This is a genomic window from Legionella tucsonensis (assembly GCF_001468035.1).
Lineage (GTDB): Bacteria > Pseudomonadota > Gammaproteobacteria > Legionellales > Legionellaceae > Legionella > Legionella tucsonensis.
On record NZ_LNZA01000001.1, the window covers coordinates 2,555,904 to 2,578,505 of the forward strand.

Consider the following 22,602-nt stretch of genomic DNA (forward strand, 5'->3'; position numbering starts at 1 on the left):
TTTTGCCTTCTTAGTGTTAAAATTAATTAGGAAATCTGCCCAAATCTTCTTTTTCTTTTATTAAATGAAACTAAAGCCAACTCAAGTTCATGTTCACCGAAATCCGGCCAATGAACTTCGCTAAAGTATAGTTCTGTATAGGCAAGCTGCCAGAGGAAAAAATTACTAATTCGCAACTCACCGCTGGTACGAATAAATAAATCAGGATCGGGCAATCCTTCTGTATCTAAATAACGAGCAAAATTGGCTTCGTTTATCTCTTCTACAGAGAATTCACCATTCAATACGGCTCGGGCTATTTTTTTTGTTGCATTCACCAGATCCCACTTACCACCATAATTTACAACCACATTCAAAATTAATTGCTTATTATTTACTGTCAAAAGCTCAGCTTCTCGCATTTGCTGTTGTAACACAGGCGAGAGCTCACTGCGGTCACCAGTAAATCGCATGCGGATTCCATGCTGATTCAATTCAAAAATTTCCTTTCGCAAGGACTCCAGGAATAATTCCATTAAAAAATTAACTTCCTCCGCAGGTCTGCACCAGTTTTCAGAGCTAAAAGCAAATAAACTAAGACAAGGAATTCCTTTAGTCATGCAGCAGCGAATCATTTTTTTTACTGATTCAACGCCCGCTTTATGACCTTCAATACGCGGTAACTCTCTACTTTCAGCCCAACGACCGTTTCCATCCATAATAATGGCAACATGCTGAGGAATTTTTTGTTCCAAAACTACTCTTCCCAATCTAATAAATGGTGCATAGTCTAACCTTTTTAATACAAAAATGTCACTATTCACCCTTGTAAGTTAACCATATGATGCACTATTTAGAAAAAACACTATATCGTGATCTACTAAATTGAGTAGGAAACATATCTTAAGTTTTATAGCTCGATGAACGATGCGGAATACATTTACGAAATACTTGCCAAGTAATGTATAATCTTCCTACCAAATTTGACTGTATTCCACGGAGAGTTGCATGCAAAAAAAAGCGACCTTGTTGCTCATGATCTTAGACGGCTGGGGTTATAACAAAAATAATAAACATAATGCTATTGCCCAAGCCAATACACCTCAATGGGATGAATGGTGGAAAAACTGTCCTCATATTCTTTTACAAGCATCTGGGTTTTCAGTCGGTTTACCTGATGCGCAAATGGGTAATTCAGAAGTAGGACATATGCATATTGGTGCAGGCAGAGTAATACAACAAGATTACACGCGCATTAACGAAAGCATAAAGAATGGCGAATTTGCCAATAACCCGGTTTTCCATGATGTAATCTCCACATTGCAGAAAACTGAAAAATCGTTGCATATCATGGGATTATTTTCCCCAGGAGGAGTTCACAGTCACGAGCATCATTTATTTGCCCTTCTCAACTTATGTGCCCAACAAAAATTTACTTCTGTATATTTGCATCTATTTTTAGATGGGCGAGATACTCCCCCGCAAAGTGTGTTAAATAGCTTAGAGCGCCTCAATGCAGAGTTAAAAACACATCCAGTAGCCCGAGTCTGCTCAATTAGCGGGCGTTATTATGCCATGGACAGAGACAATCGCTGGGAAAGAATAGAGCCAGTCTATACTTTATTAACTCAAGGCAACAGTGAGCATCATTTTGTAGATGCAGAAACAGCTATAAAGTCTTTTTATCAACAAAACCGGTCTGATGAATTCATACCTCCTACTCTTATAGGCGAAAAGAAAGCAATTGAAGATGGAGATGCTGCTTTCTTCTTTAATTTTCGAGCAGACCGAGCCCGGCAATTAACTACTGCTTTTATAGATCCAACATTTAAAAAATTTAACCGTGCTACACAACCTCAATTATCCTATTTTGTCAGTATGACTCAATACGATAAAAACTTGCCCACGACCCAAGTCTTCCCTCCTATTCCTTTAAATAATACTTTAGGCGAAGTTCTTGCAGCCCATAACCTAAGTCAATTACGCATTGCAGAAACAGAGAAATATGCCCATGTAACTTTTTTCTTCAATGGTGGAAATGAAAATGTTTTTCCACATGAAGAAAGAATCTTAATTGCATCCCCCAACGTTGCTACATATGATTTACAGCCTGAAATGAGTGCGCCCCAATTAACAGAGTGCTTGATCGAAGCAATTAACAGCAATGCTTATGACGTGATTATTTGTAATTATGCCAATGCCGACATGGTAGGACACAGTGGAGATTTTAAGGCTACAATTCGCGCAATAGAATGTCTTGATCAATGCATGAGTAAAGTCTGGAATGCACTGGAAAGACAAGGTGGGAAATTACTCATCACTGCTGATCATGGCAACGCGGAAGAAATGTTTGACGAAACAACACTTCAAGCACATACTGCTCATACTAGTGAACCTGTGCCCTTAGTATATGTCGGAGGTCATTGGCATTTTTCCCGAAGTAAAGGAAGCTTAATTGATATCGCGCCAACGATACTTGCTTTACTGGAAATTACTCCTCCAGCGGAAATGACAGGTCATCAATTGTTAGAAAAAAATACTCATGAATAAACGGAATTACGCTGTTTCTTTTACTGGGTTGGTCCTTAGTATGCTGTCCTGCTTTGGTGTGTATGCAGAGTCGACTTCCACTGTACTGCAAACACAAAATAAGTTAAAGCAATTGGATGCTCAAATTAACAGCCTTCAACAAAACTTAAGCTCAGCTCACGATAAACGAGGTGTTTTAAATAAGGAGTTGTCAGAAACCGAAAAGCAAATTGGCGAAGGAGTTCATAAGCTGCATTCCATCCAGGATGACATTAAGAATAAAGAAAATAGAATTACTGAATTACAAAAGCAAGTAAATCAATTAAATCAACAGCTGATTACCCAACAACAATTATTATCCAACCACGTACGCGCTCGTTATCAAATGGGGGAATACCAGCCGCTTAAATTATTACTTAATCAGGATGATCCCAATAAAGTGAGTCGAATTCTAACGTACTACCAATATATTGTTAAATCACGTCAACAACTTATTGATAAAATTGATAAAACACGTGTGCATCTTAGTGAGAGTAAAGAGAAACTCCGTGTGGAGCTTATCGCTAACAAACAACTAAAAGCAGAACTTACCCAGCATCAGCAACAACTACAGCAAAATAAAAATTATCATACTGCTTTAATTCAATCACTGAATCATGAAATTCAAGACAAGCAAAACATCTTGCGTGAGGTGCGAAAAAATAAAGAGAACTTAGCACGCTTACTCAAATCATTAGCGCAACAAAGTAGCACTCCAACAAGCAAACCATTTAACCAAAGGAGTACTCCCTTTAGCCAGATGCGCAAAAAATTGCCGGCTCCGATCCGTAGTCAGGGCCATTCTCTACGTAAAATGAACCAAGGAGTGACATTTTTTGCCGAGGAAGGAACAGCAGTTACTGCCGTTTATCCAGGGAAAGTAGTATTTAGCGATTGGCTTAAAGGATATGGTTTGCTTCTTATTATTGATCACGGACAAGGTTTTATGACTTTATACGCTCATAATCAATCTTTATTTAAAAACAAAGGACAATATGTACATCAAAATGAACAAATCGCAAGTGTAGGACATACCGGCGGGATTAAACAAAACGGTCTATACTTTGAAATAAGACTAAGGGGAAAAGCTATTCCGCCACTTAATTGGCTGTCGTAGGTTAACCCTGGCACCTTAATTGCATTTCAAAAATTATAATAAAGAAGATGGCTTATTTTGTAGCCTTGCATCTGAGGAGATCGCTATGTTGATAAGAAAACTATATCCATGCTCGCTTGCGATAGTATATGCGTTTACTCTTATGTTACCTCTGACAAGTTTTGCAGATGATGAGGCTGATACCGATACTTCTACAAGCTCCAGTGCTACTAAAGCGGTTCCTTTAGAAGATGTACAACGATTTTCTAATGCTATAGGCGAAATTAAAAAATACTACGTCAAACCGATTGCTGATAAAGAACTTTTTGATAATGCCATTCGTGGTATGCTTAGTGGCCTTGATCCTCACTCCAGCTATTTGAATGAAGAAGAATTTAAAGAGCTGCATACATCAACGAGCGGTGAGTTTGGTGGCTTAGGGTTAGAAGTAACTATGGAAGATGGCGTTGTTAAAGTAGTTACTCCTCTGGTTGACACCCCAGCCTTTAAAGCAGGAATAAAATCTGGTGACTACATTATTAAATTAGGAAAAGAATCCGTTCAAGGTCTTTCTCTTAAAGATGCAGTCAACCTCATGCGTGGTAAAGCTGGAAGTACCATTCAATTGACTGTACTACGCAAAGGGGTTAACAAAGCACTTACTTTTGATTTAATAAGAGAAATTATTCAAATTAAAAGTGTACAAAGCAAAATACTTACTCCAGGCTATGGTTATATTCGCTTAACTCAATTCCAGGCATTGACTGGAAAAGATATGTTGCAAGCCATTGATAGATTGAAACAACAATCTGGAGGAAATTTAAAAGGCCTAATCCTGGATTTACGTAACAACCCAGGAGGATTGCTTGATTCAGCAATTCAGGTTTCTGACGCCTTTCTTGGTAAAAACAAATTAGGTAAGCCAGAAACAATTGTCTCAACCAAAGGACGCTTACCTGGATCAGACTTTACTGCCATATCTAAGGGAGTTGATGTCTTACATAATGCCCCAATGGTTGTATTAATTAATAATGGTTCCGCATCTGCGGCTGAAATTGTAGCCGGCGCACTTAAAGACAATAAAAGAGCTGTTGTTCTTGGTACAACAAGCTTTGGGAAAGGTTCAGTACAAACCGTATTACCATTAGATGAGAAAACAGGGATTAAATTAACTACCGCCCTTTATTACACTCCATCAGGAACATCGATTCAAGCTCAAGGAATTATACCTGATATTGTGGTTAACGAGGTGGAAATCCCTAAAACTGCTGCGAAGTCTTCTGAACTCACTGGGTTTAGTGAAGCAAATCTTAATGGGCATTTAGTGAATAAGAATAATTCGGAAACTACTAAAACTAAAGATGCCAAAGTGCAAGTGGATGATTTAATGCATAATGATTATCAACTCTATGCTGCTTTAACAGTCTTGGAAGGTATGGCTTTGGCGAACAGATAATTAGCCACGTGAACAAGAAGAGGAGCCAAAAGGATTGGATTGAACCAACCCACTTAGGCTCCTCTTCTTTTATAGAATAAAAATTGAAGTCTGAGCAGAGAAACGTGCAACCGTTTCGCTGCACTCAGACTACTCTTAAGTTAATGCCATTAGTTGTACAGTTACAATATAGTCAATCTTAGTAATTTAAATAAAATTAGGCTGTAATTATTTGCTTCTTATAAAAAAGACCATTTTTATCTAAATTAAATCTACCCATTACCCCTGTCCCAGATTCAAGCGTCAACAAATGTGTTGCAATTGCCTGGCTGGAAAAATCAGAATGAGTTTTCAGAGCAAGCAAAGCACTACTATGAAGCAGTTGGAATATATCAAAAGCATAACCCGCTTCACTAACAGGATGACTAAGATATTCTTGTTTAAATTGAGCAATAAATTCTGGCTTCATTGATTTAATCAAAACAGCAGCCTGTTTGTGATTGAGGCTTTGTGCTTGAAAATTATTTTTTCCATCAGCAATTATTGTATTATCAGTAAGACAAAAATGAATGATATTATTTTTTTTAGCTAAAGGCGCAACCAAAGCACCGCTTTCAGTCCCTTCAGTCACTAATACATTAATATGATGTGCCTCGATAAATTTTTGCACGGTTTTTGTTGCATGGGCATTATTTGGCATTTCATCCAGAGTATAGAACTCATAGTTAATCACTGAGGATTTTAACTGATCACGCGCAATTTCCATTGCTCCCAGCATATTTCTACCAATAAAAGCAGATTCATTGGAAAAAGGAGCATAAATACCAACATTGATCTTCATTTTGGTTTTATTGGTAGAGTCACTCACGCCAGATGCAGCGTAACAAAAACTCACCGTCATCAGCGATACCCAAAAAGAACCTAAAACGGTATAAAATTTTGATAAAAAATATTTCATATTCATCATCCTAATTGATTAAACTCGATTAATATTACATTTAAATGTTGGTTGGTCCTTTTAAAATTATGTATCTACTTATCACAATTTCAAAATCTTGGTGAAAAACCAAATTAGAGTGCGGGTTTTTCGCTAAGATAAGCCAAATATGGCTTTTCGATGACCTGTGCTGAATAGTTACAAAATTATTTTGCTATGAATAGAATCTAAATACAATGGTTGGGATTTAATAATAATTGTGAGATAATCCCCATAAAAGTGACATATTTTCGAATACAATGAATCTTATTAAATCAATTTCACTCCTGACCGGCCTATTTTTTTTCTCTTTTGCTGAAGCTAGTGTTCAATCCTATTTTGACCAAATAAAAAATGATCCCAATGCCTTATATGTTTTTTTTAAGAGTATGCCTAAAGGCGGAGAGTTACATTATCATCTAGCTGGAGGTGCCTATCCGGAAATCATGTTGGAACTTGCATCTAAAGATAATTATTGCTTGAATACAACCAATTGGGTGGTCAGTAAAAACCCTGCTGTATGTCATGGCGTAGATACAAAGGATCTGCTTAATCATCCTGAGCTCTATGCAAATACCATCAGAAGCTGGTCTTTGAAAGATTTTGTTCCAGGGAAAGAATCTGGGCATGATCATTTTTTCAGCTCATTCTACAAATTCAATGCAATAGTTGCTGATCATCATCCTGAATTGGTCGCAGCAGTGCTGCAAACCGCAGCGCAACAAAATGAGCACTACATGGAATTAATGATTTTACCGGATAACGCTCATTCATCCAGCTTTGGTGATATAATTAAAGATACAACTTCGTTTAGTCAAAAAAGAAAACTCTTATTAGCTAACCAGGATTTTCAAGGTAATGTTAATTATACTGCAGTAGAAGCCAATCGAATAATCCAACAAGCACACCAGGAATTAGGCTGTGATACCCATCCAGAAAGAAAAGCCTGCCAAATCAAAGTTAAATTTTTATATTATTCACTCAGAGAGCAATCTTTAGATAACCTTTTTGCACAAACCCTGAATGCTTTTGAAGCTGTAAGCCAATCCATGGAAAGCAACGGTGCGCTTGTTGGCGTTAATTTGGTACAACCTGAAGATGGTATTATTTCTTTACGCGACTATCGCAAACAGATGCAAATTTATCAGTACCTACATAAGCTATATCCACAGGTCAATATTGCATTGCATGCTGGTGAAATAACTCAGGAAATTGTTACTCCAGAAGAATTGGATTATCACATTCATGATGCACTTTTTACCGGCCAAGCACAAAGAATTGGGCACGGGGTAGATATTGCTCATGAAAATAACGTCAAAAGCACTTTAGATTACATGGCTAAACGTCATAAAGCAGTAGAAATTAATCTAATCAGTAACCTTAAAATATTAAAGATTGCAGGTCGCAGCCATCCGTTGAGTTTTTATCTTAAGCATCATGTTCCTGTTGTTTTATCCACTGATGATGAAGGCATATTACGAACTAATTTAAGCCAGCAATATGTAGAGGCTGTATTGAATCATGATCTGGATTATCCAACCTTAAAACAAATCAACCGAAATGCATTAACTTATGCATTTTTACCTGGAAACAGTATATGGTCTGATGCAGATAAAGCCCAATTGATTCCTGATTGTCAAGATTTAGGGAGTAAACGCTGCGAGCAGTTTATAAAAGCAAACGAAAAAGCCCAATTACAGTGGGATTTAGAACAAAAACTACGTGCATTTGAAAACAAATTTTAACTATCTAATTTTTGTGACTTAAACAAATAGGATATGGAGTCAGTGTAACATTCTTACCTTGAAAGGTCGTTTGGATTTTCCATCTGTTCTTTTTGGGGCAAAGAACGGAAGTAATTTTCGAGGCCAGTTATTTTTAAACTGGCCTATTAATTAGGTTAATTCAATTTCTTCTTTTCCTGAAAAATTACTCATCCTTGTTATATATTTGCTTGATATATGAGATTATTTTGGCTCAAATGTGGTGTTTTCTTTATCACCTTGCATCACTAATGCATTATCCAATTGTTGAATCTTTATTAAAATAGGCCCATCGGTGGCTAACCCATTGAACACCATCGAAGTAGCATTATATGTTCCTTTTCGGATTTCACTTATTCGAGTCAAAATTTCACTGTATTTGGCTGGTGATAAACCGTAGAGTATGCTCGTTTGAGGTTTTTTTTTCATCGATTGGATAAAAATTTCTTTTGCTACCCATAAAGGTTTTCCTTCTTCTAAAACTTTATCTGCCTTTTGCAAACACCAAGCAAGAAAATCGAGTCCATCTCTATCTTCGCTAGGGTTAGCATATTCTTTTTTTTTCATCTCGTTTAAGCATACTTGTATTTTCATCATCGTATTTCCTACTTATCCTAATTCTGATTTTATCTATAGTTTTACTAAACGCTTTGGCTATATCATTTACACAAAAAATAACAGAAAGTTTTTTTGTGAATCAATTAGAGCAATTAGCTGCCGTAAATTTCAAAAAAATAATAATAAGATCAATATGTTATCTTAATATAAAAAAAATGGAAGCCAATATGGCAAAATTAGATTGATTGGCATGGATGAAAATAATATGAAGCATAATTGATTGCTCATCCGCAAAAAAACGCTATTTATTTGGATAAGTTCCTGAAGTTACAAGACTCGAGTAAGTATTTCTTCTTAAATTTCTACTGTATTTGTTTTATAGTATTCTTTTTCATTGAGCGCGCTTTCACTATATCCGACGATACATGCCACCGTCGCATCACCACAGATATTAACGACTGTTCTTGCCATATCCAGCAATCGATCTATGCCTATGATCAATGATATGCCTTCAACGGGAATACCCACTTGAATAAGTACCATTGTTAGAGTAACCAGACCTACCCCTGGAACTCCCGCAGTACCAATGGAAGCTAGGGTTGCCAATAAAATTACGGTGAGATAACCACTAAGTCCTAAATCAATAGCATAAGCATTGGCAATAAAAACGGTAGCAACCCCTTGCATAATAGCCGTGCCATCCATATTGATAGTTGCGCCCAACGGAATAATAAAAGAAGAAACCGATTCATCAACCCCCAGTTTTTCTTTAACTGTTTTTAGTACTACGGGTATCGAGGCATTACTGCTTGATGTAGAAAAAGCAAATATCATGGCAGGCCACATTTGTCGAAAAAAAGTGAGGGGTGATAATCCAGTAAAACTTTTAAGCAGTATAGGATATACTGCCAATAAATGCAGTGAAAGAGTCAACAAAACAGTGAAAAAGTAACCCGATAATTGAATAATCAAATCAAGACCAATACGTGCGAACATTACGGATATAAGACAAAAAATACCATAAGGTGCTGCTAGGAAAACTAAATGAACTAAGCGCATAACCACAGCATCAGCTGCTTTAAATAATTCTTTAATTTTTTTTGCACTTTTTCCAGCGCTCGTAATAGATACACCAAACAATAATGCAAATATTATTATTTGCAACATATTCCCTTCAGCCATTGCTTTAATAGGGTTACTTGGCACCAAATTTAATAAAGTTTCTTTGATTGTCGGTGCAGAAATCGTTTTATGCTGGTGTATTATCGGTATTTTTTTACTGTCGCTAAAGTCAAATAAACTAGCAACTGCTAAAGCCAGACCAATAGCTAAAGCTGTAGTGACTAAGTATAATATAATGGTCTTAAATGCAGTTCTACCAAATTGTCGGCTGGAGTTGATATTGAACGTACCACAAATAAGTGATACAAAAACAACCGGTATGACCAGCATTTTCAGGATGGTAATAAAAACGTTCCCTCCCCAATCCAGAAAGCCTTCAACAATATATTCAAAAACTAGACTTTTTTCTGGAATCAGATGAAGCAAAATACCGATAATTGCTCCTGTAATAATCGCAATGATTATCTGTAAGTTTAATTGATTTACGTGTGATCTGTTCATTACTCTTTTCTCAAAGAGAATCATTTTTATTATCCTAGGCAAACCAACTGCACATTGCAACTAGGTTTCAAGAGACGGTTGTGCCCCCTTGGTTTCCCTGGAAGAAAAGAACAAAATGATATCGCAGGTTACTCAAGAGGATAGCCAGCCATGGATACATATCGATTCAGGGTTATGCTTTCCTGTACCAGACTACATTTTTACATTTTACGTAAACAGATATGTATTAAATTTTGAATGGATCACGCAAAATAATCGTCGAATCACGTTCTGGCCCAGTTGATAATATATCAATAGGCACTTTGAGCAGATTTTCTATTCGTTTTAAATAAGCAAGGGCATTCGCAGGTAAATCATTTATATTCGTAATATCAGCAGTAGATTCTTGCCAACCGGGCATTTCTTCATAAACAGGCTCTAAACCTTGAAAATCTGCGGCTGATTGAGGAGGACGGGAAATTAAATTTCCTCTTTCATCTTTATAAGCAACGGCGATGCGCAACACATTTAATTTATCCAGAACATCCAGCTTAGTGAGGCATAATGCCGTAATACTATTTAACTCAATTGAATGTTTTAAGAGAACTGCATCAAACCATCCACAGCGTCTAGGTCTTCCAGTAACAGCCCCAAATTCCTGCCCTCGTTCAGCAATCTGTTTACCTACCTCATCAAAAAGTTCAGTTGGAAAAGGACCACCACCAACACGCGTAGTATAAGCTTTAGTAATCCCTAAAATATAGTCAATGTATTTTGGACCAAACCCCGCACCATTAACTACTGAGCCCACACAAGTATTTGATGAAGTAACAAAAGGATAAGTGCCATGATCAATATCTAGATAGACTCCTTGCGCCCCTTCAAATAAAATATTATCTTCTTGCTCTCTATGCTCATGCAAACAAGCAGAAACGTCACAAACCATTGGGTGTAGTTCTTTAGCCCATTGTAGAGCAGAATCCAATATAGGTTGGAGATCCACAGCTGGCTGCTTGAAATAGTGCGTTAAAATAAAGTTATAGTAATCTAAAAGGTCAATCAATTTTTTTTCAAAACGTTCTGGATGAAATAAGTCGCTGACTTTTAATGCCCGACGGGCAACTTTGTCTTCATACGCAGGACCTATACCACGTCCAGTTGTACCAATCGCTGAGTCTCCCATATGTGCTTCACGCGCTTTATCCATCGCAACATGATAAGAGAGAATCAGTGGACAAGCCATACTAATACGTAAGCGGGAACGAACATCAACTCCACGTTGCTCTAACTCTTTAATTTCCCCCAACAGGGCGTCGGGCGAAAGAACTACACCATTTGCAATGTAGCATGTAACGTGAGGTCTTAACATGCCAGAAGGAATAAGACGAAGAACCGTTTTCACTCCATTAATTTTTAAGGTATGACCTGCATTATGACCGCCTTGATAACGGACAACAACCTGCGCATCGTGGGTTAATAAATCGACAATTTTGCCCTTGCCTTCATCGCCCCACTGCGTTCCTAAAACAACAACGTTTTTACCCATGATCTACCTTAATTTGCACAATGCTTGTTCGTCACTCTAAGTTGAGATTCTCTGAACTCAAACTTCAATAAAAATAGTCACTACTCAAACCTATGTAGTGTTTTCTTCTTAAATGAAAAATATTCCGAAAATACGTGCTCAATGCCATTGATGCAATGCATTTTCAGAATATTTTTCACTCAACCTGCACTAAAACATGGACGTTTCCCATGATTTTAGTACAGGGATGAATAGTTACCAAAATCTGGCATTATAGTTACTTTTTAGCAAGTACACCATCATTTTTTGGTGTGGCCGCTTTAAAATAATCAAAAAATGCACTACTTTGATCCAATACCAAAATATCTCTTTTACTGTTAAAACTCTCTTCATATGCGAGTAAGCTGCGATATAAAGTAAAAAAACCCCTATTTTTATTGTATGCATCAGCATAAATTGATGCTGCGCGTGCTTGTCCAATTGCTCTTACCTTTTGGGCATTACTGCGAGTTCTAGCTAATAAGACCGTGACATCAGCATCAGCCTTTGCTCTTATTTCTTCAGCGGCTGCCTGACCATCAGCACGATGCCTGTTTGCAATTTTTTGCATATCTGCACGCATGCGTTGATAAATTGCATTACTGGTATTAGCTGGTAACTCTATCCCTTTAATGCGTACATCAACAACAATAATACCTAATCCACCTGCTTGCTTTTGGGCAGCTTGACGCAACAACTCCGTTAAATCGTCACGACCGCCTGATACTACTTCGGGAATCGTACGTTTACCGAATTGAGCACGCAATAATGTATTTAGTTGTTGCTCTAATAATGTTTCCGCTTTAAATTCACTGCCACCAGTTGATTTAAAATACTGGGCCAAATCAGTAATTCGCCATTTAACATAATAATCAACCATTACATCCTTTTTTTCCTTAGTAACAATACGGGTCGATTTAATATCCATTGTCTGAATGCGGGTATCAAAAATACGTGCACTTTCGATAAACGGCATTTTAAAATGCAATCCAGGATTTAAGACTTTAACTTTATTAGTGGACTCATCATTGACCAGACGACCTAAACGCAAAAGAATACCATGCTGTCCTTGTGTTATAGTAAATACACTGGTCAATAAAAGAAGGAGTATTAAAAAGATCAAAATGCCAAGGGTTTTACTCATCGTTTTCATTGTTAATTTCTCCCTTGTCGATAAATAGGTCTAGTAAACTCACGGCCATCGACCAAATTCTCTGTTTCACTGGACTCATCATCTTCCGCTTTACCATTTTTTGCAGCCTCATGAGAGAAACCCGAGTACTTCTCAAACAATTTATCCAAAGGTAGATACAACAAATTACCCGTTTTACTATCAACAATGATCTTAGTACTTTTACTTAATACTTGTTGCATTGTTTCCAAATACATACGTTCTGCAGTAACTATTGGAGTTGCAGTATATTGAGGGAGTAAGGCTAAGAACTCAGAAACTTGCCCCTGGGCATTCAGAACAACCTGTTTGGAATAGGCTTCTGCCTCTTGCTGAATACGACTCGCCCTCCCTTCAGCAATCGGTACTACTTTCGCTGCGTAAGCATAGGCTTGTTCTTTAAAGCGTTTTTCATCCTCCTGTGCTTTAATCGCATCATCAAAAGCATCTTGCACACTTTCAGGTGCACGTGCTGGTTGGGGTGATACATTAACAATCAAAACACCTGTTTTATATAAATCCAATGTTTTTATCAATGTATCTTGTACTTTGTTACCCCAAACTTCACGTCCTTCAGTAATCATTTGATCTAACGTAGTTGTTCCCACTACTTGTCTTAGAGCACTTGAAGTGGCTTGTTGCAAACTTTCTTCGGGATTAGCTACATTAAATAAATAATCCTCGAGATCACCAATACGATACTGCACAGCTAAAGATACTGAAACCAGATTTTCATCACGGGTAAGCATTTGTCCAGAATAGGAATAATCCAACACTCTGTCCACATTCATGATAATTTTAGAAGAAATAATTCTTGGTATCCAATGTGGTCCTGAGCCCACAGTTTCAACATATTTGCCAAACCGAAGAATAACTGCTTGCTCTGCAGGATCAACAATAAAGATACCAGAGAGTACCCAAAGGATAAACGCAATTAAGATAACTACTAGAGTCACCAAACCACCATTTGACTTTTTGGAGGGTTCATTAGTTGTTTTAGCGCCACCACCTCCAAATAACTTCTTCAGTTTGTCATGAACGCGTTTCAGAGCTTCATCCAAATCTGGAGGTTGATTTTTACCCTTCCAAGGATCTTTGCCTTTATCTGGCTCATTCCACCCCATGTACTTCTCTCCTGGCAAATTTTAAGAAAACTAGAATTCTATGGGGTATATGAAGTTTAAGCAAGTTCTCCGGATGTAATTAGCTCAATATGGATTCTTAATTCTTTCACAGAAGATGAATTTCTTTAGATAAGCCGATACGATAAAGAATTAAATCCTGCGCTCATATTTGGCATTTACCTATCCCAAATATCCACTACAATATCATTTTCAGTAATAAAAAATTGGTTAAATAAGTTAATAGTCGGATCACTATGTGGAATAACAAGCTCTAAAATCACCGCTGGTGATTAAGTACCATTTACAGCAGTAGCTTTGCCATGCTCATACCCCAATCCATAATGACTGATTATCAAGGCTCCTAATCTGTACTTAACATCACTCGAATTCCTAGATAAACTAATAAACCACCAAACACACGACTCAATGCAACTTGAAAACGAGCAAATACTTTTCGAACATTATTCGATTGCAAGAATAAAACGAGTAAAGGCCAATAAAGCGCAGACTCAGAAATAAATACTCCGGCAACTAGAGTTTTATCACCAAGTGATGCGTGCGTTGACACAAACTGGGTAAACAAGCTGAGCAGAAAAACCGCAAGTTTTGGGTTTAAAGCATTACATAAGACACCTTCAATATAAGCTTTTGAAACTGTTATATTTTTCACTAAAGAAAAGTCCCGACTTATTTTCATAGACTGCTTGGATTTTAGGCCTTTTAAGCCAAGATAAATTAAATAACATGCACCTACATATTTTATTATGGTATAAAGAACGATACTTTGAGTAATAATCAACGCCAAACCCAAAATACAATAAGTAGCGTGGAAAAGACATCCGGTGACAATACCTAAGGCTGTGGCTAAAGCTTGACGTCTGGGATACAAAAGCGCGTTTTTTGTAACAAGTATAAAATCTGGCCCCGGGCTGATCATACCAATAAAACAAATCATGATTAAAAGTAACAAGCTAATATTCATAATTACCACGTCTCAACTCAATAGACTCGAACCCTTCAATTTTAATTCAATGTTCACATAGTATCCATCAGAGATGGCTTCCTTAAAGATTATTTAAGGTTTTTTCCATCTCTATATCATAGAAGGACATGCAACAGCTATTAATCTTCGCTTATAGCGTAGCTTCGCTACTAAGAGTAGGTTCTCCAGTAGAATTTTCAATTTCCTCATGTACCTTCATTTTAGGCAAGGTTTTAAACATATCATCATAGATAATCTGTGTCCTGGTTCCTGGATGGTTTCGAGCATACTCTTTTACTGTTTCCCAATTACATTTCCCCTCAGCGATCATCCAACGCATAGTACTCCAGGGATTAGTAATTCTTTGATTTTCATAAGCTTCATTATAACGTCGCACAAATTCTGCATAGAGCTTTAATGGAGGTTCATCTCCTTTTAATGGTACCGCAGCAGCTGTTGGCAATACAGAAGTATCAGAACTTCCTTCTGAACGGCGACTGTATTTGCGGGTAACCAACCTTTCTACAGCAAAAGCTGCATCACTGGGTCTACCAAAAAGCTGGCGCAATGTACTCCCCCAAGTATGATCCACATAAATTATTTTATACAATGTACTGTTAGTTAAATGGCATCGGTTCACAAAAGGGTCGACCAACTCAGGTCTGGTATCCATATAGGCATCAATTTCTTTGAGCAACTCACCGCGTTTATCTGCTAATATTTGACATAGTTCCTCATGGTGTGGTGGTTCGGCTCCACGACAAAGCAACATAGCAACACCGCGGAGCAAATCTTTGTCGCTTCGGTTATTAACCAACTTTTTACAAAGTACTTCAATTGCATTTTCACCTTTTTTCTTATCTTCCTCAAAATTTTTATTTCTCGCCTCAAGTTTCAGTTGATCTACCGGAGATTCTTCTAATAAAGCTTCAAGTGCCTTTATCTTACCTTGCTGTGCTGCAAACAATACCGGGGTATCTCTCAGCACACCCACAGGATTAGCTACATCTGCTCCGGACCTGACTAAATTGATTACTCCAGAAGCAAAATCCAATGCTATAGCTTGGTGCAAGGGTTGAAAAGGAATATGCTCTTCGGTAAGACGTGTTACTGCGTTTACGTCAGGTTTACAGGCTAAGATTTTTATCAATAGTTGACGGCTTCTAGTAGGTAAAACCAATGACAATAAGGTCCGCGCACCCTCTTCATCACGCTTATTGACATCAAAAATGTTGTTCTCTAAAAGATGAAGAGCCAGCTGAATTTTATTAGCCGCAATTGCTTGATGCAAGGGCAAGCCAATATTTTTATCGCGAACTTTGCTTAAGATTAAATCAATAAAATCTGTCAAATCGGAAGAGTTCTGCTCATTAACAAAGTTTTTATTTTTTTCCTGGTGTTGTTGAATCAGATAATTCAAAACGGTCACTTGAATACCACCTTCCGTCCAGTACGGGCGCTCAAGGTAGTCCGCTTCTCTTTGCAACTTATGTTCAATAAATTTATTAAATCCTTTTAGTCCTGATTTTATAGCTGCATTTATTTCAGTGATAAATTCCATGTTACGTCCTCTGTAATATCCTCCGGATTTATATTACACATTGGACAATAGAAGATCAAAGAATAGTTAGATTTTCTACAAAATCATCTACACTCCAATGCTCACATACTCCATGAATGCTGCACTTCGGCACTCGAAAATCTGACCCTTTGGCTCAACAAGCTAGCGAAAGTGAACAGGACCCCAATCTCAACAACTTGATTTCTGGCATAGGTATTAAGACTATGCGTCCAGCTTAGTAAAAATCAAATCCCAAACCCCATGTCCTAAACGTTCACCGCGTTGTTCAAACTTAGTAAGTGGTCGTGATAAAGGTCTGGGTGAATACCCTCCTTCTTTTTGCGTATTTTGTAGAACCGGCTCCGTAGATAAAACCTCTAATATGTGCTCAGCATAATCTTGCCAATCGGTTGCGCAATGAATAAACCCACCTGGTTTAATTTTTTTAGTCAATAATTGAATAAATTCTTGCTGAATCAAGCGTCTTTTATGGTGACGTTTTTTATGCCATGGATCTGGGAAAAAAATTTGTACTCCAGCAAGTGAGTCATCCAACAATTGGGTACGAAATGTTTCAACTGCATCATGAGCAACAATACGCACATTGGATAATTGATATTCATGTAAATCAGCAGCCAAGCTCCCTACACCCGCTTGATGCACTTCTATTCCTATGTAATTCAGTGCAGGATTATTTTTAGCCATTGCCAACAGCGATGCACCCATACCAAAACCTATTTCAACCACTGTATCGGCAGTGCGGTCAAACTCTTCTGACAAATTCCATGGACATCCATCCACAGTAAGCTCATAATTTTTAAGCCAAAAATCCAACCCCTGACGCTGTCGATTGCTCACCCGACCAGCACGTAAGACATAACTTTTTATCCTGCGCTGCATAAATCACACTCATATTTTATTAAAGCCGGAATTATATGTCCTTACAAAAATCTTGCAACTAATGCATTTTTTTGATATAAAACCGCTCTTGTATTTCACATCCGGCTATTTGCCCAGAATTTTACAAAGACCAATAGGGTTTGTTTCTATTTCACTAGCTTGAGTCAGTTGACCGAGAAAGTAGAAAGTAAACAGAACCTAAATTAAAACCTATTTTGGAGTAACACAATGTCTAGAGTATGTCAGGTAACTGGCAAGCGACCCATGACTGGTCATAAAGTGTCGCACGCTAACAACAAAACCAAAAGACGCTTTCTGCCGAATATTCAGAATCACTGTTTCTGGGTTGAAGAAGAGAAACGATTTGTCACATTAAAACTCAGTACCAAAGGTATGCGTATTGTAGACAAGTTAGGCATAAAAGCAGTTCTGGATAAACTCAGAGCTAAAGGCGAAAAAGTATAACTAAGGGGATAAACCATGGCAGCCGTCACTATTAAAGTGAAAATGGAATCCACAGCAGGAACTGGATACTATAAAACCACTACTAAAAACCCAAGAAACCATCCTGAAAAGATGGAGCTTATGATGTACGATCCTAAAGTACGTAAGCATGTTCTTTTTAAAGAGAAAAAAGTAAAATAATTATATAAGCCTCACACTGATGGGGCTTACTTTTATTTATTTCTTAAGAGCAATCTCTTTTCCTCCCCTCAAAAAGCTAAAATTTTAGTTTCTCTTGCAAAAGCGACATTAACTCCAATGTAAAATTTGCTCTGGAAAATCGTCATCCAATGAACTCGAGATGAACACTTTGATTTTATTTGCCCCGCCCATTCAGAAAAACCAACTGATGTAATTGCATTTTTGTAGAGGACTCCAAATTAACACCCGTAGATACTGGATAATCCTTACGAATCGTTTAAACTGATAGTAAATGGCAATGAATACAAAGAGGATTTGCATGAAACCATCATTGCAACTAAGCATCGGGCAGCATTTGACGCTGACGCCACAGTTACAGCAAGCAATAAGACTGTTGCAATTATCAACGGTTGATTTACAGCAAGAAATTCAACTTATTGTTGAATCAAATCCGATGCTTGAAGCAACCCCAAATGAAGATAAAGAAGAATTTGGACCCAGTGAAGTAAAGCAGCAAAATAATGATGAGCCTTATGATTTTCAATGGTCTGAACTGTATCAAAGCTCAAGCAAACGTACCTCCTTTGAAGATAATGACTGTAATTTCGATAATTTGCATTGCACAACAACTAATTTAAAAGACCATCTAAGATGGCAACTTGAGCTTTCGCCCATGAGCGATGTTGACAGAGCAATAGCAACCACTATTATTGATGCAGTGAATAGCGATGGTTTCCTAACGATGAGCATCACTGAATTGCATACAACTCTTACAAGTGATGAACATCCACTCGATTTAGATGAAATAAATGCAGTACGTCATCGCTTGCAATTATTTGACCCCGTAGGCTGTGCCTCCACATGCCTTGCTGAGACGCTTCTTGTACAACTAGAACAGGTTTCTTTGGATGCAGAACATTTGGCATTGACTAAAAAGATTATTAGTGAAGGCATTGAATTACTGGCTCAGCATAATTATAAACAATTAATGAAAAATCATAAGATTACTGAAAAAACGATTAATGAAGTATTAAAAACAATTCAAGGACTAAACCCTAAGCCTGGAAACTTAATTCATGAAGACATTACGGAATACATTATTCCTGATTTAACTGTTAAAAAAATTAATAATAAATGGAGGGTTCAACTGAATCAAAGTGCACTCCCTCATTTAAGTATCAATAACCAATATGCCTCACTGATTCAACGAGCAGATAATAGTGCAGACAATCAGTTCTTAAAAAATAACCTACAAGAAGCACGTTGGTTTTTAAAGAGCATTCAAAGTCGCCAAGAAACCCTGCTTAAAGTAGCTGCATGCATCATGGAATACCAGCAAGGGTTTCTAGAGCATGGTGAAGAAGCGATGAAACCATTAATTCTCAATGATGTTGCTTCCGCTCTAGATATGCATGAATCAACCATTTCTCGTGTTACCACACAGAAATTTATTCATACCCCCCGAGGTGTATTTGAGCTAAAATACTTCTTTTCAAGTCATGTCAATACAAATGCTGGAGATGAATGCTCCTCTACAGCCATACGCGCCGTCATAAAAAAATTAATTTCTGCGGAGAATAGAAAAAAACCATTAAGTGACAGTAAAATTACCCGATTATTGGAAGAACAGGGTATTAAAGTAGCAAGACGAACCGTAGCAAAATATCGTGAAGCAATGGGAATTGCTCCATCCAATGAAAGAAAAACAATTTGTAATTAATTTAGGGTCAGTGAAATTCGCCAGATTGAGCCAAAATGGTAAATTTTAGAGCATCGAAAAACAACATACATTAAAGTTGAAAGTATGTGAGTATCGGAGCACGCATCAAATCGCACCATTTTGGCCAAGACAGTAGAATTGTCAAACGAACTCTATGTAACTAGGAGATTTTTATGCAAATTAACATCACTGGACATCATATTGATGTTACTCCTGCCCTCAGAGCATTTACCGAAGAAAAATTCGATAAGCTGGAGCGTCACTTTGATCAAATCAAATCCATTAACGTGGTATTGAATGTAGAAAAATTACGTCAAATTGCTGAGGCAACCGTTCATGTTACCAAAGGTGAACTGCATGCCAGCTCAGAATCTGAAGATTTATATGCTGCAATTGATACGTTGATAGATAAATTGGAGCGTCAACTAACTAAACATAAAGAGAAAAACCATAAACATCATGATTAAGGAGTAATCGCTAGCGGTAGTTTTTGCAGCAAAGTGAATCCCTATTAATCTGGGATCCACTTTGCTGAGCTTAACTACACTTATTACCTATTTCATGATACATTTGTAACGCTATGATTAAAACTAAAATTAAAATAATTAATAAATTGGGCTTGCATGCACGAGCTTCGGCAAAGTTTGTTTCTATCGCCGCAAAATTCCAAAGCCAAATTGATGTAACCAGTAATTCACAAACCGTTAATGGGAAGAGCATTATGGGTGTCATGATGCTTGCAGCCAATAAAGGGAGCGAACTCATTATGGAAATAAATGGTCCTGATGAAGTACAAATGAATGAAGCCTTAACTCATTTGATTAATAATTATTTTGGCGAAGGTGAATAACTGGGATTGAAATAATTTTTATTTAATTCGCAATGCATCTCTTATCAATAATATTATAACAAAAATCTTCCTAGAACATCCAAAAATCATAACTGAGGAGCAAAGAATTGCAACAGAAACTTAATTAAAGCGTATGCAAAGAGCATCTCGTTCATTTGGCATACCCTTTATCCTTGATTAGTGCACGCCGCTCTTGAGAACGCTGTTTAAATTCATTAGCAATATTCTTACATTGTTGCAAATTATCTTCTCTTGTAAATTTTCACTCAATCAGTAAATTTTTTGATAGGCTGTACTAATTGTTTTCATTTCTCGGAATACTTTCTTTGCTTCCTCACTTTGTGCAGAGCAAATAAAGTCATAAACAATCCAGATAATGCATAAGCAGTAAAACCTACAAATAAAACCACTGAAGGATTAGCTGCAATAGCTACAAATAAAATAATCATTACCAAGACATAAAGAAAGGGTACTTTGCCTTTAAAATCCACTTCCTTAAAACTGTAATAGCGAAAGTTAGAAACCATTAACCCCGAAGTAATTAATGACAAGAGCGCGGTTAATAGAGCAACAAACATATTCTGCCATTCATTTTGGTAGCATAACCAGGCAAAAGAGGCCATTACTGCAGCAGATGGTGGACAAGGTAACCCTTGAAAGTATCGTTTATCTGCTGTTTCAATTTGGGTATTAAAACGAGCTAAACGCAAAGCAACCGCAGCCGTATAAACAAAAGCGACCAACCAACCTATTTTCCCTAACTGACTTAAAATTAAATTATATACTAATAATGATGGCGCAACACCAAAGGTGACCATATCAGATAAACTATCATATTCAGCGCCAAACTCAGTCTGTGTATGAGTTAAACGTGCAATTCGCCCATCCAGTCCATCTGCAATCATGCCAATAAATATAGCAATGATAGAGGCTTCAAATTGCCCTTTCATCGACGCAACAAGGGAGTAAAATGCGGCGAATAAGCTGGCTGTTGTAAACAAATTAGGCAATAAATAAATACCAGAATGATTTTCTTTTTCCATTCCTAATAACCTTAAAAAAAATGCCAAATATACTATGTTGACATAATAGGGATAAAAATTACTTTTGAAAACCAAATTAACACAAATTTATTTTTGCAAAATGAATAAATTTCAGTACAGCACTTATTATATGATGGTATAATTAACATACTGTATTTATATTATATAAAATATATGGCTGCACCTGAAAAAAAAACAATCATTATAGAAGGAATAACTTCTCAAGGAAAAACCTTTCGACCCAGTGACTGGGCAGAACGTATGAGCGGCTCATTGGCAAGCTTTAAGAACAGTCGTATTCATTATTCTCCTCTATTACGGCCAAGTGTAAATAGTGAGGGATATCAATGCATTTTACTTGATCCAAAGCTTAAAGAATCAAGCCCGTTACTGTATCAATCCATTATTGATTTTGCTAAGGCAAATAACCTCAGAATCTGTGGAGAAGAAAACTAAGGAAGACGCGACTAGTACCCTTGGCTCGTTTTGATTGCCATCGTCCAATTTGCAACATTACCCATGACGTAATTCAGCATAGCTATAGTGTTATCAAAGTTCATCGCCAATACGCCGGCAATTATAAATACCAAACCTTTAGGTCCATGCTGAGTTCCTGGTTGACTGGCATGTGCAACCAACACACTCCCGCGCACAAACCATAATATCCCCGCAGTTTGAACCACTAACCCCATAGAACTGTATATATTTGTTGAATTATAGGATGAATAGGTTAATACATTCCCTGCTCCAAAAAACGTATTGGCCATAACATCCATTCCAGTAGGCAAATAAAATAGCGCCGCTCCCATAAATAAATACATTATAGGACTATACATCTTTTCTTGTGATGAAGATTGCGCCCTGTGATCGCCAATTTTTCTGAATTTGGAAATTGCAGTCCAAAAAAATAAAATGCCTAAAATATACGCTCCCCCAGTAATTAAATGCTGTACTGGGTATAAAGAATGGCTGAGATTGCCTAAAATTGTAATAAGATCCGGTGTGTTCATAATTTAATTATATGCTGTTAAAACTTATATTGCATAATTTTTTGCTTATATTAAG

At 37.2% G+C, this 22,602-nt stretch carries 22 protein-coding genes; 10 read left to right on the plus strand and 12 right to left on the minus strand.

The genetic code is table 11. From position 1 onward, the window contains the following. Positions 1-26 precede the first annotated feature (26 nt). Positions 27-734 (minus strand): isoprenyl transferase, encoded by a 708-nt coding sequence (locus tag Ltuc_RS11285; protein ID WP_058521670.1) that lies wholly within the window; start codon positions 732-734, stop codon positions 27-29. A 253-nt stretch (positions 735-987) separates the two neighbouring features. On the opposite strand from Ltuc_RS11285, the gene gpmI reads away from it, so the two are divergent. The 3 genes from gpmI to Ltuc_RS11300 all read left to right on the plus strand — a co-directional run bounded on the left by gpmI (position 988) and on the right by Ltuc_RS11300 (position 5,099). After that, positions 988-2,529: a 2,3-bisphosphoglycerate-independent phosphoglycerate mutase gene (gene gpmI, locus Ltuc_RS11290; protein ID WP_058521354.1), complete on the plus strand. Its 1,542-nt coding sequence runs from the start codon at positions 988-990 to the stop codon at positions 2,527-2,529. Then, positions 2,522-3,664: a murein hydrolase activator EnvC family protein gene (locus Ltuc_RS11295; RefSeq protein WP_058521355.1), complete on the plus strand. Its 1,143-nt coding sequence runs from the start codon at positions 2,522-2,524 to the stop codon at positions 3,662-3,664. Before gpmI ends, Ltuc_RS11295 begins: the two co-directional genes overlap by 8 nt. A gap of 85 nt (positions 3,665-3,749) precedes the next feature. Further along, positions 3,750-5,099 (plus strand): S41 family peptidase, encoded by a 1,350-nt coding sequence (locus tag Ltuc_RS11300; protein WP_058521356.1) that lies wholly within the window; start codon positions 3,750-3,752, stop codon positions 5,097-5,099. Between the two features lie 196 nt (positions 5,100-5,295). Here Ltuc_RS11300 and Ltuc_RS11305 read toward each other — a convergent pair whose 3' ends face one another. Then, complete coding sequence (locus Ltuc_RS11305) at positions 5,296-6,036, minus strand: ABC transporter substrate-binding protein (protein ID WP_058521357.1); 741 nt, start codon at positions 6,034-6,036, stop codon at positions 5,296-5,298. A 278-nt stretch (positions 6,037-6,314) separates the two neighbouring features. Between Ltuc_RS11305 and Ltuc_RS11310 the strand changes: the two genes are divergently transcribed. After that, entirely contained in the window at positions 6,315-7,799 is a 1,485-nt protein-coding gene (locus Ltuc_RS11310) for an adenosine deaminase family protein (RefSeq protein ID WP_058521358.1), read from the plus strand. A gap of 222 nt (positions 7,800-8,021) precedes the next feature. On the opposite strand, the gene Ltuc_RS11315 is transcribed toward Ltuc_RS11310, so the two are convergent. The 8 genes from Ltuc_RS11315 to trmB form a co-directional block, all read right to left on the minus strand. Then, on the minus strand, positions 8,022-8,414 hold the full coding sequence (locus Ltuc_RS11315) for a hypothetical protein (RefSeq protein WP_058521359.1): 393 nt from the start codon (positions 8,412-8,414) through the stop codon (positions 8,022-8,024). A gap of 315 nt (positions 8,415-8,729) precedes the next feature. Next, positions 8,730-9,998 carry a dicarboxylate/amino acid:cation symporter gene (locus tag Ltuc_RS11320; protein ID WP_058521671.1) on the minus strand — a complete coding sequence of 423 codons (1,269 nt, stop codon included), beginning with the start codon at positions 9,996-9,998 and terminating at the stop codon, positions 8,730-8,732. Between the two features lie 226 nt (positions 9,999-10,224). Then, positions 10,225-11,523, minus strand: a complete 1,299-nt coding sequence (locus Ltuc_RS11325) for an adenylosuccinate synthase (protein ID WP_058521360.1) — start codon at positions 11,521-11,523, stop codon at positions 10,225-10,227. 256 nt (positions 11,524-11,779) lie between these two features. Then, a complete protein-coding gene (gene hflC / locus Ltuc_RS11330; RefSeq protein ID WP_058521361.1) occupies positions 11,780-12,694 on the minus strand; it encodes a protease modulator HflC in 915 nt (304 codons plus the stop codon). Positions 12,695-12,696: 2 nt separating this feature from the next. Then, complete coding sequence (gene hflK, locus Ltuc_RS11335; RefSeq protein ID WP_058521362.1) at positions 12,697-13,836, minus strand: FtsH protease activity modulator HflK; 1,140 nt, start codon at positions 13,834-13,836, stop codon at positions 12,697-12,699. 361 nt (positions 13,837-14,197) lie between these two features. Further along, on the minus strand, positions 14,198-14,818 hold the full coding sequence (locus Ltuc_RS11340) for a LysE family translocator (RefSeq protein WP_058521672.1): 621 nt from the start codon (positions 14,816-14,818) through the stop codon (positions 14,198-14,200). A gap of 151 nt (positions 14,819-14,969) precedes the next feature. Then, on the minus strand, positions 14,970-16,379 hold the full coding sequence (gene ankC, locus Ltuc_RS11345; RefSeq protein ID WP_058521363.1) for a Dot/Icm T4SS effector AnkC/LegA12: 1,410 nt from the start codon (positions 16,377-16,379) through the stop codon (positions 14,970-14,972). Between the two features lie 222 nt (positions 16,380-16,601). Next, positions 16,602-17,279, minus strand: coding sequence for a tRNA (guanosine(46)-N7)-methyltransferase TrmB (trmB, locus tag Ltuc_RS11350; protein ID WP_058521364.1), 678 nt, complete (start codon positions 17,277-17,279; stop codon positions 16,602-16,604). A gap of 228 nt (positions 17,280-17,507) precedes the next feature. Here trmB and rpmB point away from each other — a divergent pair, with 228 nt between their 5' ends. The 5 genes from rpmB to Ltuc_RS11375 all read left to right on the plus strand — a co-directional run bounded on the left by rpmB (position 17,508) and on the right by Ltuc_RS11375 (position 20,494). Next, entirely contained in the window at positions 17,508-17,744 is a 237-nt protein-coding gene (gene rpmB, locus Ltuc_RS11355) for a 50S ribosomal protein L28 (protein WP_058521365.1), read from the plus strand. Between the two features lie 15 nt (positions 17,745-17,759). Further along, positions 17,760-17,924 carry a 50S ribosomal protein L33 gene (gene rpmG / locus Ltuc_RS11360; protein WP_003635328.1) on the plus strand — a complete coding sequence of 55 codons (165 nt, stop codon included), beginning with the start codon at positions 17,760-17,762 and terminating at the stop codon, positions 17,922-17,924. A gap of 319 nt (positions 17,925-18,243) precedes the next feature. Next, positions 18,244-19,644 carry an RNA polymerase factor sigma-54 gene (locus Ltuc_RS11365; RefSeq protein ID WP_058521366.1) on the plus strand — a complete coding sequence of 467 codons (1,401 nt, stop codon included), beginning with the start codon at positions 18,244-18,246 and terminating at the stop codon, positions 19,642-19,644. A gap of 173 nt (positions 19,645-19,817) precedes the next feature. After that, positions 19,818-20,111, plus strand: a complete 294-nt coding sequence (gene hpf, locus Ltuc_RS11370; protein ID WP_058521367.1) for a ribosome hibernation promoting factor — start codon at positions 19,818-19,820, stop codon at positions 20,109-20,111. A gap of 113 nt (positions 20,112-20,224) precedes the next feature. After that, positions 20,225-20,494 carry an HPr family phosphocarrier protein gene (locus Ltuc_RS11375; protein ID WP_058521368.1) on the plus strand — a complete coding sequence of 90 codons (270 nt, stop codon included), beginning with the start codon at positions 20,225-20,227 and terminating at the stop codon, positions 20,492-20,494. 305 nt (positions 20,495-20,799) lie between these two features. Here Ltuc_RS11375 and pssA read toward each other — a convergent pair whose 3' ends face one another. Further along, on the minus strand, positions 20,800-21,537 hold the full coding sequence (gene pssA / locus Ltuc_RS11380; RefSeq protein ID WP_058521369.1) for a CDP-diacylglycerol--serine O-phosphatidyltransferase: 738 nt from the start codon (positions 21,535-21,537) through the stop codon (positions 20,800-20,802). Positions 21,538-21,711: 174 nt separating this feature from the next. Between pssA and Ltuc_RS11385 the strand changes: the two genes are divergently transcribed. Then, positions 21,712-21,993, plus strand: a complete 282-nt coding sequence (locus Ltuc_RS11385; protein WP_058521370.1) for a DUF3579 domain-containing protein — start codon at positions 21,712-21,714, stop codon at positions 21,991-21,993. 11 nt (positions 21,994-22,004) lie between these two features. On the opposite strand, the gene Ltuc_RS11390 is transcribed toward Ltuc_RS11385, so the two are convergent. After that, positions 22,005-22,547: a hypothetical protein gene (locus Ltuc_RS11390; RefSeq protein ID WP_058521371.1), complete on the minus strand. Its 543-nt coding sequence runs from the start codon at positions 22,545-22,547 to the stop codon at positions 22,005-22,007. Between the last annotated feature and the right edge of the window lie 55 nt (positions 22,548-22,602).

What these genes read in the sequence shown, in the direction of transcription:
- gpmI (WP_058521354.1), top strand. Translation starts at nt 988, where the DNA reads ATGCAAAAAAAAGCGACCTTGTTGCTCATGATCTTAGACGGCTGGGGT.
- Ltuc_RS11295 (WP_058521355.1), top strand. Translation starts at nt 2,522, where the DNA reads ATGAATAAACGGAATTACGCTGTTTCTTTTACTGGGTTGGTCCTTAGT.
- Ltuc_RS11300 (WP_058521356.1), top strand. Translation starts at nt 3,750, where the DNA reads ATGTTGATAAGAAAACTATATCCATGCTCGCTTGCGATAGTATATGCG.
- Ltuc_RS11305 (WP_058521357.1), bottom strand. Translation starts at nt 6,036, where the DNA reads ATGAAATATTTTTTATCAAAATTTTATACCGTTTTAGGTTCTTTTTGG.
- Ltuc_RS11310 (WP_058521358.1), top strand. Translation starts at nt 6,315, where the DNA reads ATGAATCTTATTAAATCAATTTCACTCCTGACCGGCCTATTTTTTTTC.
- Ltuc_RS11315 (WP_058521359.1), bottom strand. Translation starts at nt 8,414, where the DNA reads ATGATGAAAATACAAGTATGCTTAAACGAGATGAAAAAAAAAGAATAT.
- Ltuc_RS11320 (WP_058521671.1), bottom strand. Translation starts at nt 9,998, where the DNA reads ATGAACAGATCACACGTAAATCAATTAAACTTACAGATAATCATTGCG.
- Ltuc_RS11325 (WP_058521360.1), bottom strand. Translation starts at nt 11,523, where the DNA reads ATGGGTAAAAACGTTGTTGTTTTAGGAACGCAGTGGGGCGATGAAGGC.
- hflC (WP_058521361.1), bottom strand. Translation starts at nt 12,694, where the DNA reads ATGAAAACGATGAGTAAAACCCTTGGCATTTTGATCTTTTTAATACTC.
- hflK (WP_058521362.1), bottom strand. Translation starts at nt 13,836, where the DNA reads ATGGGGTGGAATGAGCCAGATAAAGGCAAAGATCCTTGGAAGGGTAAA.
- Ltuc_RS11340 (WP_058521672.1), bottom strand. Translation starts at nt 14,818, where the DNA reads ATGAATATTAGCTTGTTACTTTTAATCATGATTTGTTTTATTGGTATG.
- ankC (WP_058521363.1), bottom strand. Translation starts at nt 16,379, where the DNA reads ATGGAATTTATCACTGAAATAAATGCAGCTATAAAATCAGGACTAAAA.
- trmB (WP_058521364.1), bottom strand. Translation starts at nt 17,279, where the DNA reads ATGCAGCGCAGGATAAAAAGTTATGTCTTACGTGCTGGTCGGGTGAGC.
- rpmB (WP_058521365.1), top strand. Translation starts at nt 17,508, where the DNA reads ATGTCTAGAGTATGTCAGGTAACTGGCAAGCGACCCATGACTGGTCAT.
- rpmG (WP_003635328.1), top strand. Translation starts at nt 17,760, where the DNA reads ATGGCAGCCGTCACTATTAAAGTGAAAATGGAATCCACAGCAGGAACT.
- Ltuc_RS11365 (WP_058521366.1), top strand. Translation starts at nt 18,244, where the DNA reads ATGAAACCATCATTGCAACTAAGCATCGGGCAGCATTTGACGCTGACG.
- hpf (WP_058521367.1), top strand. Translation starts at nt 19,818, where the DNA reads ATGCAAATTAACATCACTGGACATCATATTGATGTTACTCCTGCCCTC.
- Ltuc_RS11375 (WP_058521368.1), top strand. Translation starts at nt 20,225, where the DNA reads ATGATTAAAACTAAAATTAAAATAATTAATAAATTGGGCTTGCATGCA.
- pssA (WP_058521369.1), bottom strand. Translation starts at nt 21,537, where the DNA reads ATGGAAAAAGAAAATCATTCTGGTATTTATTTATTGCCTAATTTGTTT.
- Ltuc_RS11385 (WP_058521370.1), top strand. Translation starts at nt 21,712, where the DNA reads ATGGCTGCACCTGAAAAAAAAACAATCATTATAGAAGGAATAACTTCT.
- Ltuc_RS11390 (WP_058521371.1), bottom strand. Translation starts at nt 22,547, where the DNA reads ATGAACACACCGGATCTTATTACAATTTTAGGCAATCTCAGCCATTCT.